This window comes from Halomonas alimentaria, from assembly GCF_009902005.1.
GTDB classification, from domain to species: Bacteria; Pseudomonadota; Gammaproteobacteria; order Pseudomonadales; family Halomonadaceae; genus Halomonas; species Halomonas alimentaria.
In genome coordinates this window covers 1,887,940-1,899,879 of record NZ_WUTT01000001.1, presented here as the reverse complement: position 1 = coordinate 1,899,879, position 11,940 = coordinate 1,887,940, and the positions used below count along the sequence as shown (strand labels likewise).

At 68.4% G+C, this 11,940-nt stretch carries 10 protein-coding genes; 6 read left to right on the top strand and 4 right to left on the bottom strand.

What is annotated here, in order from left to right:
* The first annotated feature begins 195 nt into the window (after window positions 1–195).
* The 4 genes from hemC to GRB96_RS08945 are packed head-to-tail and all read left to right on the top strand — an operon-like array spanning window position 196 to window position 4,625.
* Complete coding sequence (gene hemC, locus GRB96_RS08960; protein WP_161431821.1) at window positions 196–1,137, top strand: hydroxymethylbilane synthase; 942 nt, start codon at window positions 196–198, stop codon at window positions 1,135–1,137.
* On the top strand, window positions 1,137–1,934 hold the full coding sequence (locus GRB96_RS08955) for a uroporphyrinogen-III synthase (protein ID WP_205743513.1): 798 nt from the start codon (window positions 1,137–1,139) through the stop codon (window positions 1,932–1,934). The genes hemC and GRB96_RS08955 overlap by 1 nt, the downstream gene beginning before the upstream one ends.
* 7 nt (window positions 1,935–1,941) lie before the next feature.
* On the top strand, window positions 1,942–3,369 hold the full coding sequence (locus tag GRB96_RS08950) for a uroporphyrinogen-III C-methyltransferase (RefSeq protein WP_161431820.1): 1,428 nt from the start codon (window positions 1,942–1,944) through the stop codon (window positions 3,367–3,369).
* Window positions 3,366–4,625: a heme biosynthesis HemY N-terminal domain-containing protein gene (locus GRB96_RS08945; RefSeq protein ID WP_161431819.1), complete on the top strand. Its 1,260-nt coding sequence runs from the start codon at window positions 3,366–3,368 to the stop codon at window positions 4,623–4,625. Before GRB96_RS08950 ends, GRB96_RS08945 begins: the two co-directional genes overlap by 4 nt.
* Before the next feature lie 148 nt (window positions 4,626–4,773).
* Here GRB96_RS08945 and ybiO read toward each other — a convergent pair whose 3' ends face one another.
* Window positions 4,774–7,089 carry a mechanosensitive channel protein gene (gene ybiO / locus GRB96_RS08940; RefSeq protein ID WP_161431818.1) on the bottom strand — a complete coding sequence of 772 codons (2,316 nt, stop codon included), beginning with the start codon at window positions 7,087–7,089 and terminating at the stop codon, window positions 4,774–4,776.
* Between the two features lie 244 nt (window positions 7,090–7,333).
* Here ybiO and GRB96_RS08935 point away from each other — a divergent pair, with 244 nt between their 5' ends.
* Together GRB96_RS08935 and GRB96_RS08930 are read left to right on the top strand one after the other, a co-directional pair.
* Window positions 7,334–7,714, top strand: a complete 381-nt coding sequence (locus GRB96_RS08935; protein WP_161431817.1) for a fluoride efflux transporter FluC — start codon at window positions 7,334–7,336, stop codon at window positions 7,712–7,714.
* Window positions 7,711–8,103, top strand: a complete 393-nt coding sequence (locus tag GRB96_RS08930; RefSeq protein WP_161431816.1) for a fluoride efflux transporter FluC — start codon at window positions 7,711–7,713, stop codon at window positions 8,101–8,103. The genes GRB96_RS08935 and GRB96_RS08930 overlap by 4 nt, the downstream gene beginning before the upstream one ends.
* Here the strand turns inward: GRB96_RS08930 and GRB96_RS08925 are convergent.
* The 3 genes from GRB96_RS08925 to GRB96_RS08915 form a co-directional block, all read right to left on the bottom strand.
* Window positions 8,100–9,392: an aspartate kinase gene (locus GRB96_RS08925; protein ID WP_161431815.1), complete on the bottom strand. Its 1,293-nt coding sequence runs from the start codon at window positions 9,390–9,392 to the stop codon at window positions 8,100–8,102. The genes GRB96_RS08930 and GRB96_RS08925 overlap by 4 nt on opposite strands.
* A 147-nt stretch (window positions 9,393–9,539) precedes the next feature.
* The gene (nspC, locus tag GRB96_RS08920; RefSeq protein ID WP_161431814.1) at window positions 9,540–10,718 is read right to left on the bottom strand and encodes a carboxynorspermidine decarboxylase; all 1,179 of its coding nucleotides are present in this window, start codon (window positions 10,716–10,718) and stop codon (window positions 9,540–9,542) included.
* Between the two features lie 3 nt (window positions 10,719–10,721).
* Window positions 10,722–11,921, bottom strand: a complete 1,200-nt coding sequence (locus GRB96_RS08915) for a saccharopine dehydrogenase family protein (protein ID WP_161431813.1) — start codon at window positions 11,919–11,921, stop codon at window positions 10,722–10,724.
* Window positions 11,922–11,940 lie beyond the last annotated feature (19 nt).

Below are 11,940 nucleotides of genomic sequence, written 5' to 3'. Positions count from 1 at the left end.
GCGGCAGGCGCGACATGGCAGGAGTGTACCAGAGTCGCCGAGGCAGGCGAGGGGCGCCTGGCCGCCCGGGGCGTGGATTTTTCCTCCTTGGCCGCGTGCTTTATGATGAGGGTAACCGTGCGTCACGCATGCCAACTTCACCGGGTGTCGGCGCTGGCTCGCCGCCAGCGAGGAAACCGGTACAGGGAGAACTTCGTGCAAGCCATCACCAAGCTGCGTATCGCCACGCGCAAGAGTCAACTGGCCATGTGGCAGGCCGAACATGTCCGCGATCGTCTGCTGGCCCTCCATCCCGGCCTCGAGGTGGAGCTGGTGGCCATGTCCACCCGCGGTGACAAGATCCTCGATACCCCGCTGGCCAAGGTGGGCGGCAAGGGGCTCTTCGTGAAGGAGCTCGAGGAGTCGATGCTCGACGGCCGCGCCGATATCGCCGTGCACTCCATGAAGGATGTGCCCATGCACTTCCCCGAGGGGCTTGGCCTCTCGGTGATCCTGGCCGGCGCCGAGGCCACCGACGCCTTCGTCTCCAACCACTACGCCAGCTTCGATGAGCTGCCCGAGGGGGCTCGGGTGGGCACCTCCAGCCTGCGCCGCGGCCTGCAGGTCAAGGAGGCGCGCCCGGACCTGGAGATCCTCAGCCTGCGCGGCAATGTCCAGACCCGGCTGGGCAAGCTCGATGACGGTGAGTTCGATGCCATCATCCTGGCCACCTCCGGCCTGCGTCGCCTGGAGCTGGACGCACGCATCGCCCAGGAGCTGCCGCCCGAGGTGTGCCTGCCGGCCTGTGGCCAGGGCGCCCTGGGCATCGAGTGTCGCCTCCACGATCCCGAGCTGATCAACCTGCTGGCGCCGCTGGATGATCCCGATACCGCCACCCGGGTGCGCGCCGAGCGCGCCATGAACACCCGCCTCGAGGGGGGCTGCCAGGTGCCCATCGGTGGCCATGCGGTATTCGAGAACGATGGCCAGACCCTGTGGCTGCGCGCCCTGGTGGGCACCCCTGATGGTGCCAGGGTGCTGCGCGCCGAGGGGCGCGGCTCGATCCATGAGCCCGAGGCGCTGGGTATTCGCGTCGCCGAGGAGCTGCTGGAGATGGGCGCCGGGGAGATTCTCGCCGAGGTCTACGGCGCCGGCTGATGGATATTCAGCCGCCGGTGGTGATCACCCGTCCCGGTGAGCGCGGTGCCGTGCTCGCCGCGGCCATCGAGGCGCGCGGGCTACCGGTGGCGCGCCTCGAGGCGATGCGCGTCGAGGCATTGCCCGAGACTCCCGAGCAGCGCGCCGCCTGGCTCGACTTCGACCACTTCCGGCGCGTGGTGGTGGTGAGCCCCTTCGCCGCGGTGTGCCTCGCCGAGGCGCTGGACCGCTACTGGCCCCAACTGCCACTGGGCATCGACTACTACGCCGTGGGAGCGGCCACCGCCGCCGTCCTGCATGAGCGGCTCGGGGTGCGCGTCCATGTGCCGCCGTCGACTGCCGGCGAGGATACCAGCGAGGCCCTGCTGACCCTGGGCTCCCTGCGCACACTTCACGACGAGAAGATCCTGCTGGTGGCCGGCGAAGGCGGGCGCACCCTGCTGGCCGAGACGCTCACCGAGCGCGGTGCCCGGGTGACCCGCCTGGCCGTCTACCGACGCACCCTCCAGCCCCCCGAGCCGGCCATGGCCGACTGCCTCGCGGCGGGCGACTTCCGTGCGCTGGTGGTCAGTAGCGGAGAAATCCTCGAATATCTGGCAAGATGGTGTTCAGGCGCCGCCTTGAACCAACCGCTAATCGTTTCCAGCGCCCGGTTGGCTACACTGGCCGGCAAGCTGGGGTTTCGCGACTCCGTGGTGGCGCGTGGCGCCACCCCGACGGCGCTGGCGGCGGCCGTGGCCGATGCCTGTGACCCGCAGGAAGCCGATGTCGATCAAGACGATCTCGAAAAGGGCTAGCGACAAGATGAGCAAGCAACCACACGAGCAGGAAGAACAGAAGGCGTCTGACGGCGCACAGTCGGCGACCTCGGGAGACGAGGCAAGCAGAGGCAACGCCTCCGGCAGACGTCGTTCGCGTCGGCATGACAAGCCCAACCAGGGCGGCGGCACCGGCAGGAGCGAGGCCACCAGGCCCGCTCAGAGCCAGGCATCCGCCGAGTCGTCGGCGGCCGGCCAGTCCTCGGGCGGCAAGCAGGAGGCCGACAAGCCGGCCGACCAGAAGGCCACTGACACACGGGCGTCGTCATCGAAACCCGCCGCCGACAAGGCCGAAGCGGCCCCGTCCCAGGCCGGCAAGTCGCAGCCGGGCGGGAGTGGTGGCAAGCCCGGCACGCCTGCCGGTGGTGGCGGCGATGGCAAGGGGGGCAAGGCCGGCATGGTGGCGATCGTGCTGGTCGTCCTGCTGGCCATCGCCGCCGGCCTGTTCGGCTGGCAGGCGTGGCAGAAGCTCGACGCCCAGCAGGCGCGCATCGCCGAACTGGAGTCCCAGACCAGCCAGTCCGCCACCGCCAGCGACCTGAACCAGCTGCAGTCACGCTTCGAGGAGGCCGAGGGCGAGCGCCAGGCGGCTCTCGAGGAGGCCGTGGCCTCCCTCGAGAGCGACTTCAGCGACTACCGTGGCGAGGTCGACGAGACCCTCGACCGGGTGCTGGCCGAGCTTGCAAGCGAGCAGGAGACCGACGAGCGCGACTGGCTGCACGCCGAGGCCGCTTACCTCTTGCGCCTGGCCAACCAGCGCCTGCAGCTGGAGCGTGATGTTCAGGGTGCCGCGGCGCTGCTGCGCACCGCCGACGCCCGCCTGAAGGAGGCCGACAACCCGGCGCTGGTACCGGTGCGCCGCGAGATCGCCAGCGAGCTCTCCGCCCTGGAGGCGGTGCCGCAAGTGGATCGCACCGGCCTGTGGCTGGCGCTCAACGCCCAGCAGGAGCAGATCGCCGGGCGTCCGCTCTCCCAGGATATCGATGAGATCACCGCCAGCTCCGGCATGCAGGAGGCGCCCAGCGGCTCCTGGCAGCAGCAGCTGTCGAGCTTCGGTCAGGAGCTCAAGGACCTGGTCACCGTGCGCCAGCACGACGAGGCCCTGGAGGCGCTGATCTCGCCGGAGCAGGAGTCCTACCTGCGCCAGAGTGTGCGCCTGGTGATCGAGCAGGCCCAGCTGGCCCTGCTCAAGGAAGAGGAGGAGCTCTACGAGGCCAGCCTCGACAAGGCGATCACCCTGATCGAAGGCTACTACGACACCGATGACAGCGGCGTGCAGTCGGTCCTCGCGCGGCTGGGTGAGCTGAAGGGTGAGGCGGTGCGTCCCGAGCTGCCCGACATCAGCGGCTCGCAGCAGGCCCTGGCCACCTTCATCGAGCGGCGCTTCGAGTCGCGCCAGGGAGATGAGGCATGAGAAAGCTGATACTGATCATCGTCCTGGGCCTGGCCATCGGTGCGCTGTTCGGGCAGCTGATGATGTCGGTGCCCGGCTACTGGCTGGTGCGGGTGGGTGACACCTCATTCCAGACCTCCTTCTGGTTCGGCCTGGTGCTGCTGCTGGCGGCCTTCCTGGTGCTGCACTTCGCGCTGCGCCTGCTGATGCGCCTGTCGCGCCCGGTGTCGCGCTTCAAGGTGTGGAACAGCCGCTCGCGCAACCGCACTGCCATGAAGCGCACCGTGCGCGGCCTGGTGGCGCTGGCCGAGGGGCGCTGGAAGAAGGCCGAGAAGTCGCTGGTCAAGGCGGCGGACGACTCCAGCACCCCGCTGGTCAACTACCTCTCAGCGGCGCTGGCGGCTCACTACCAGGGTCGCTTCGACCAGGCCGATACCCTGCTCAAGCGGGCCCATCTAAGCACCGAGGGCGCCGATACCGCGGTGGGCATGATGCAGGCCCAGCTGATGCTCGACCGTCAGCAGTACGAGGAGGCGCTGGCCATCCTGACCCGCCTCGACCGCCAGCTGCCCAACCACCCCCAGGTGCTCAAGCAGCTCAAGCAGGCCTACCTCAGCGTCAGCGACTGGGATGGCCTGCGCCGCCTGATGCCGCGCCTGGGCGCCCAGCAGCTGATCTCCCGCGAGGAGCGCGACCAGCTCGAGCGGCGTGCCTACCGCGAGCTGATCGTGCGCGAGGCCCGCGAGGGCAGCGACATCGAGACGGTGCGCAGCCTGTGGGCGGACATGCCCGACCACCTGCGTGGCGACGTCGAGCTGATCGTGCTCTACGCCGAGGCGCTGGTGCGCGGCGGCCAGGAGCCCATCGCCGAGCGGCTGCTGCGCCACTCCCTCAAGGAGAGCTGGGATAGCCGCCTGGTGCTGCGCTATGGCCTGCTCGACGTGGATGCCTCGCGTCAGCTGGTCACCGCCGAGAAGTGGCTGCAGGAGCGGCCCAACGATCCCGACCTGCTGCTCACCCTGGGTCGCCTGGCGCTGCGCAACGCCTACTGGGGCAAGGCTCAGGAGTACTTCGAGGCGAGCCAGCGCCAGCGGCCGAGTGGCGTGGTGTGTGCCGAGCTGGCGCGGCTCTTCGCCAACCTGGGCGAGCACCAGAAGAGCCAGCTCTACTACCGCCAGAGCGTGGAGCTGCTCGACAAGTCACTACCCTCCCTGCCGCAGCCCAGCGAGGACAAGGACGTGCTTGGAGAGGGCAAGGAGGCGAAGAAGGCTTCCTGAAGGCAGCCTGATTCTTTCCAACACTCCACCTCACCCACACCACTCCAGGGGGCGCTTCGGCGCCCCCTTCGTGTATCCGGGGCAGAAACAAAAACAGCGAGGCCGCCCGAAGGCGGCCCCGCTGTTTGGTGTGGCCGAGTCGTCGGGCTCAGGGCTCGTCGGGCTCGTCCACGTCGTCACCGCTGGGCTTCTCGTGCTCCGGGTTGCTGATCTCCTGAGCGTCGCGGTGTGCGGCAGCGGAGGCAGGTTCGGCCTGCCGGGCCCTGCTGCGAGATTCCAGCACCCGCACATTGGCGGCCGGGGAGTCCCCCTGCTTGTCCTCGCCGAAGTAGAGGGTGGTGTGCGGGAAGGGGATCTCGATGCCGGCCTCGTCGAAGCGCAGCTTGACCAGGCGGTTGTAGGCACGCCCCACCGCCCACTGGTCGCCGGGGGTGGTCTTGATGATCACCCGAATATTCACCGAGCTGTCGGCCAGGGCGATGACGCCGGCCACATCGAGCGGCGCCAGCAGCTTGTGGCCATGCTCGTCGCTGGCCTTGAGGTCCTCGAAGGCCACCTTGAGCTGCTCGATCGCTTCGTCGATATTCTCGCGGTAGGCGATGCCGTACTCGCCCACGTGGTTGCCGAACTCGCGCATGTAGTTGGAGACGGTGTCCACGCTGGAGAAGGGCACCACGTGGTAGGTGCCGGAGAGGTCGCGGATGCCCACCGAGCGGATGCTGAGCTTCTCGGCGGTACCGGTGACGCCGCCCACGGTGACCACGTCGCCGGTGTTCATGGCGTTCTCCACCTGGATGAAGATGCCGGTGATGATGTCCTGCACCAGCTTCTGGGCGCCGAAACCGATGGCCAGGCCCAGCACACCGGCACCGGCGATCAGCGGCCCGATATTGATGCCGATCTCGGCTAGCACGATCATCGCCGTCATGGTGATCAGGGCGATGGCCAGGGCGTTGCGGAACAGCGAGAGCAGGGTCTGGGCACGCGCCGAGGGCACGCCGCCGCCGGTCTCGGGGTTGAGCTTGTGCTCGATCAGGCTGGCCAGCGCCAGCCATACCATGACCGCGATGGCCAGGATCATCGCCACGCTGACCAGCTTGCCGACCAGGCCCCGGCCCGCCTCGGAGGCGTACCAGGCGGCGAGGTCGAAGGCGCCCCAGGCGTTGAGCACCACCATCACCACCAGCACCACGATCACCGTGCGGATGACCCGCAGGGCGTTGGGCACGTAGCTGTTGAGGCGCGGCTCGAGGAGCGGCAGCTTGCGCCGCAGGTCATCGGACAGGCGGATGCGCCGGCCGATGGTCTGGGTCAGGAAGCTGGAGGCCAGCAGGCCCACCACCACTGCGGCGATGGTCTTGAGGGTGGCGAAGAGCACGTAGGGCAGGGCATCGGCGGGGCGCGTCAGGGTCAAGACCAGGACCATGACGAAGTAGGCCAGGGCGAACAGGTGCCAGGTGCGCGCGAACAGCTGCAGGGTGACGCGGCTCGCCGCCATGGTGGCCTGGCTGGCCTTGGCGTTGATGGCGTCGCGCAGGCGCTTGCGGTTCCTGAGCACCACCACCACGGCATAGAGGAAGGCGCCGATCATGATCAGGGTGCCCAGGCCCTGACCCACTGCCGGTGACACGTAGGCGTTGACCAGAGGCACCACCACCATCAGCCCGTAGCCCACCAGGCCGATCAGCCGAGCGATCCAGCGGTTCCAGTAGGAGGCCTCGTCGGAGCCGATGGGCAGCAGGCGCAGCCCCTCGTAGCGGGAGGCAAACAGCATGCGCACCCCGGCCTTGAGCAGCTCGATCACCAGGAAGGCGTTGAGGAACAGCGAGGCGCGAGTGGAGAGCTCACCGGTCTCGCCGATGGCGAAGGTGGCGATCAGGTTGCCACCCAGATAGGCGAAGGCCACGATCAGGACGTCCACCACGGCGGCCAGGGCCACGCAGATGATCAGGCGCAGGATCGGGGTCAGCCCGCTGCCGTTGAGCGACCACTGGCTGATGCCGGTGAACAGCGGCCGAGCCAGGCGACGGACGACAGCGAACACCACGAAGGTCGCCAGGATGACCAGGCCCAGGTTGATGGCGGCGCTGGTGAAGGCCGCCATGTCGAAGGTGCTCTCCAGGTCACTGGCGAACATGCCGCCGATGGCGGAGGCGATGGCGTCGAACTGGGCGCCGACGTCGCCGGCGACGCGGCTGGTGACCTGGGCCAGCTGTCGCGGCAGCGAGGGCTCGGCGGCGGCTTCCTCGGCGGGGGCCGATTCGGCCACGTCGCCGGCCATGCCGCGCAGCTGGTCGATCAGCTCCTGGCGGGTCTGTTCGTTCTCGAGCAGGTCGGCCAGGGTGGAGTAGGCTGGCGGTTCTCCGCCGCCGCTCTCTTGCTGCGCCTGGGCAGGACCCGCCAGCGCCAGCAGGACAAGCAGCAGCCAGCCGAGCATCAGGGGTAGGACTCGCTTGGGGTTCACGCGGTGACCTCCGTCTCTTGGCGTGTGGGGCGATGAGGTGTCAGGTCGACATGATACGGGCTTTGCCGTGAGGCCACGACCCCGGGGCCTGTCACGGCACATACATGTACATTAATTGTACATCCTGATCTGTTTGTGCCATCTTTGTCCTGTCGGCGGCGCCTCCTGCCGTCGGCGCGGCAAGCATGCGATACTCTTTCGCCACCCTCGGGTGGCGTTTTTCGTTTCAGGGAGACGGTCAGGCATGCTGGAACTGCTGTCGGTACTGCTCGGCGGGGCGCTGGGAGGCATGGTGCGCCTGGCTCTCGGCAACGCCGTGGGCCGGCAGCTGGGAGCCCATCTGCCCTGGGGTACCCTGGCGGTCAACCTGAGTGGCGCCTTGGCCATGGGGATGCTGGCCGGTGTGCTCGGCTTCCCCGCCCCGGGCGTGTCGAACACCGCCTGGTCCCTGCTCGCCATCGGCCTGCTGGGCGGCTACACCACGGTGTCGTCGCTCAGCCTGCAGGCGGTGACGCTGTGGCAGCAGGGCCGCGAGACGGCGGCCATCGGCTACATGGCGATGACCCTGGTCGCCGGGCTCGCCGCCCTGGCTCTGGGTGCCTGGCTGACGGGAGGCCTGGCATGAGTGCCTGGCGGGCCTACGCCGCAGTCGGCCTGGGCAGCGGGCTGGGCAGCGTGCTGCGCTATCAGCTCGGCGCTTGGCTGGCGACCCCCGACTTTCCCTGGGCGACCCTGGTGGTGAACCTGGCAGGCTCCGGGCTGATTGCGCTGTTCGCCGCCTACGCCGCGGGCCGTGCCCATGGCCGGGTGGCACGCTGGCAGCCCTTCCTGGTCGCCGGCTTCAGTGGCGGCTTCACCACCTTCTCGCTGTTCGGCCTCGAGACCCTGGTGATGCTCAGCCAGGGGCGCTTCGTGACGGCCCTGGGCTATGTGGCACTGAGCCTGGTGGCCTGGCTCGGCGCTGCCTGGGCCGGCCATCATGCCGGGCAGAGACTGGCCACGCGGCGCGCCTAGTCCGGCAGGTGCCAGGCAGTCGGGCAGGCGTCGGAGGGGAAGAGCCGCTGGGCGGTGGTGGCGCTGCACTGCTCGGCGACGACCGGCATGTCGCCGCTCAGCAGCTGCAGCAGACCATCGCCGGGGTGGCGCACGGTCAGCAGGGTCAGCCCTTCCCGGCATTCGACCCGGTAGTCTCCTCGCAGGTCGGCCAGCAGCGCGGCGCACTTGGCGGCATCGTCATTGATGGCCAGTCTCAGGCGCATCGCCTCGCACGCGAGGTAGTTGGCGTGCAGGCCATGGCGGGCCAGGAGGCCGAGCACCTCCCCCAGGCACGCCTCGTCCATGAAGCGGAAGTCCGCGGGGCTGATGTCGAGCAGGCGCTGGTCGTCGCGCAGGATGCAGGCGGGCTGGCGGTCGCCGTCGCCGGGCTCCGGGCCGATGCGGCTGGGGGTGGCCCCGGGCTCGAGGAAGGAGCGCACGGTGAGCGGGATCGCCTTGCGCTGCAGCGGGGCCAGGGTGCGGGGGTGGATCACCTTGGCGCCGTGCCAGCTCTGCTCCACGGCCTCGGCGTAGCTCAGGCGCTCGAGCTGGCGGGCGTTGTCGAAGCGCCCGGGGTCGGCGTTGAAGACCCCGGTGACGTCCTTCCAGATGGTCAGGCCCGGCGCATCCAGGCAGTGGGCGAGGATGGCGGCGCTGAAGTCGGAGCCCTCGCGCCCCAGGGTGGTCATGGTGCCGCCTGCGGTGGCGCCGATAAAGCCCTGGGTCAGCAGCAGGGCTTCCTCCTCGTTGGCCAGCGTTTGCAGGCGGTTGCAGGTCTCGCGCCAGTCGACCCCGGCGGCCTGGTGGTGGTCGTCGGTGACGATCAGCTCGCGGGCATCACACCAGCGGGTGGGCAGGCCGATCTCGTTGAGCCAGGCGGCTACCAGGGTGGTGGAGAGCAGCTCGCCGAATCCCACGGTCTGGTCATAGTGCATCGGGTAGGGGGCATCGCAGTGGGCCCGGTGGGCGGCATCGAGCTCCTCCAGCAGCCGCTCCAGGTCGGCCTCGGCCGCGGAGCCCGAGTCGAACAGCGTCTTCGCCACCGCCAGGTGATCATCGCGCAGAGCCTCGAGGCGTTCGCGATAGGGGCCGGGCTCATCGCCGCGGGCGGCGTCGAGCAGGGCCTCCAGGGCGTTGGTGGTCTTGCCCATCGCCGAGACGACCAGGGCGCGAGGGTGCAGGTCGTGGCGGGACAGCAGCTCGCCGAGGCGGCGGATGGCCTCGGCGTCCTTTATCGAGGCGCCGCCGAACTTGTAGATCTCGGGCATCACGGGCTCCCTGTGGCAGTGGCTTTTCCTCACCATAGAGCCCGCGGGGGGAGTGGTGAAGGGGCAGGTGTTCCGCGCCCACCCTGAACCACCACGAAAAAGCCCCCGTGAGGGGGCTTCGCGAGGCCAGCGGCAGGGCAGGGAGGCTCAGCTCAGCCGCTGCATATAGTCCACATAGCCGAAGGTCCTGACCGTGCGCACCTCGCGGCTCGCCTCGTCGATCCGGCAGATCGACGGCAGGCGGATGCCGTTGAAGGTGGTGGTCTTGACCATGGTGTAGTGGGCCATGTCGGTGAACACCAGACGGTCGCCGATCTGCAGGGGCGCGTCGAAGGAGTAGTCGCCGATCACGTCGCCGGCCAGGCAGGTCTGCCCCCCCAGGCGGTAAGTGTGGCCCTTCTCGTTCGGCTCGCCGCCGCCGATGATGTGCGGGCGGTAGGGCATCTCCAGCACGTCGGGCATATGCGCCGTGGCGGAGGTGTCGAGGATGGCGATGGGGCCGTCATTCTCGACGATATCCAGCACCGTGCATACCAGGTAGCCGGTATTCAGGGCGATCGCCTCGCCCGGCTCCAGGTAGACCTCGAGATGCGGATGGCGAGCCTTGAAGTCGCGGATCACCCGCACCAGCCGCTCGACGTCGTAGTCGTCACGGGTGATATGGTGTCCGCCCCCGAAGTTGACCCACTTCAGGCCGGCGAGGTAGTGGCCGAAGCGCTCCTCGAAGGCCGTCAGGGTCGACTCCAGGTCGTCGCTGTTCTGCTCGCACAGGGTATGGAAGTGCAGCCCCTCGAGGCCTTCCATCACCTCCGACGTCAGGTCCGCCGCCCGGGTGCCGAGCCGCGAGCCTGGCGCACAGGGGTCGTAGAGAGGCACGTCGCCCGTGGAGTGCTCGGGGTTGACCCGCAGGCCGCAGGAGACCCGGCGGGGCGCTGCCGCGATCGTCTCGCGGAAGTGTTGCCACTGGCCTGGCGAGTTGAAGCTGAGGTGGTCGGCGTAGCGCAGCACCACCCGCATCTCCTCCTCGGTGAAGGCCGGCGAGTAGCAGTGGACCTCGCCGCCGAAGGTCTCGGCGCCCAGGCGTGCCTCGTCCTGGCCGCTGGCCGTGGTGCCCACCAGGTACTGGCGTACCAGCGGAAAGGTGTCCCACATGGCGAAGCCCTTCAGGGCCAGCAGGATCTTCGCCCCGCTGCGCTCCTGGACCTCGCCGAGGCGCTCCAGGTTGCGGCGCAGCAGGGCGTCGTCCATCACATAGGCCGGGGAGGGGCAGGCCATAACGTCGAAATTGAGATCGAAGCCCAGGCCCTGCTCGCGTGCGTTCGCCATGGCTCAGGCCAGGGGGTCGTGGTCGGGGTCGAGCTCGACCACCTGCCAGGGCAGGCCCATCTCGCCGATGCGCTCCATGAAGGGGTCGGGGTCGAGCTGCTCGACGTTGAACACGCCGTCACCCTTCCAGATGCCTTCCAGCATCAGCATGGCGCCGGTCACCGCCGGCACGCCGGTGGTGTAGGAGATGGCCTGGGACTGCACCTCGGCGTAGCACTCCTGATGGTCGCAGATGTTGTAGATGTGCACCTTGCGCCGCTTACCGTCCTTGATGCCATCGGCGATGATGCCGATGTTGGTCTTGCCCTTGGTGCGCGGGCCCAGCGAGGCCGGGTCGGGCAGCACCGCCTTGAGGAACTCCAGCGGGGCGATCTCGGTATCTCCCACCTTGATCGGCTCGATGCTGGTCATGCCGACGTTCTCGAGCACCTTGAGATGGGTGATGTACTTGTCGGAGAAGGTCATCCAGAAGCGGATGCGCTCCAGGCCCTTGATGTTCTGACTGAGGGACTCGAGCTCCTCGTGATAGAGCAGGTAGAGGTCCTTCTCGCCGATGCCGTCGAAGTCGAAGGTGCGCTTCACCGCCAGCGGGTCGGTCTCCTTCCACTCGCCCTTCTCCCAGTAGCGACCCTTCGCGGTGATCTCGCGAATGTTGATCTCCGGGTTGAAGTTGGTGGCGAAGGGGTAGCCGTGGTCGCCACCGTTGGCATCCAGGATGTCGATGCGGTGGATCTCGTCGAACAGGTTCTTCTGGGCGTAGGCGCAGTAGATGTTGGTCATGCCCGGGTCGAAGCCGCAGCCCAGGGTGGCCATGTTGCCCGCGTCCTTGTAGCGCTCCTGGAAGGCCCACTGCTCCTTGTACTCGAACTTGGCCTCGTCCGGATGCTCGTAGTTGGCGGTGTCCAGATAGGGCACGCCGGTACGCAGGCAGGCCTCCATGATGGTTAGGTCCTGATAGGGCAGGGCCACGTGGATCAGCACGTCGGGCTTGAACGACTCGATCAGGGCGACCAGCGCCTCGACGTCGTCGGCATCCACCCGGGCGGTCTGGATCGGTCGATCCAGCTGGTCGGCGATGGCCTTGCACTTCGCCTCGTTGCGGCTGGCCAGCATGATCTCGCTGAAGACCTCGGGATGCTGGGCGCACTTGTGGGTAACGACGCCGCCGACGCCGCCGGCGCCGATAATCAGGACTTTGCTCATGGGGTTCGAATCCAGATCG

Coding starts and splice junctions, on each gene's coding strand:
- GRB96_RS08955 (WP_205743513.1), top strand. CDS start 1,137: ATGGATATTCAGCCGCCGGTGGTGATCACCCGTCCCGGTGAGCGCGGT.
- GRB96_RS08950 (WP_161431820.1), top strand. CDS start 1,942: ATGAGCAAGCAACCACACGAGCAGGAAGAACAGAAGGCGTCTGACGGC.
- GRB96_RS08945 (WP_161431819.1), top strand. CDS start 3,366: ATGAGAAAGCTGATACTGATCATCGTCCTGGGCCTGGCCATCGGTGCG.
- GRB96_RS08935 (WP_161431817.1), top strand. CDS start 7,334: ATGCTGGAACTGCTGTCGGTACTGCTCGGCGGGGCGCTGGGAGGCATG.
- GRB96_RS08930 (WP_161431816.1), top strand. CDS start 7,711: ATGAGTGCCTGGCGGGCCTACGCCGCAGTCGGCCTGGGCAGCGGGCTG.
- GRB96_RS08925 (WP_161431815.1), bottom strand. CDS start 9,392: ATGCCCGAGATCTACAAGTTCGGCGGCGCCTCGATAAAGGACGCCGAG.
- nspC (WP_161431814.1), bottom strand. CDS start 10,718: ATGGCGAACGCACGCGAGCAGGGCCTGGGCTTCGATCTCAATTTCGAC.
- GRB96_RS08915 (WP_161431813.1), bottom strand. CDS start 11,921: ATGAGCAAAGTCCTGATTATCGGCGCCGGCGGCGTCGGCGGCGTCGTT.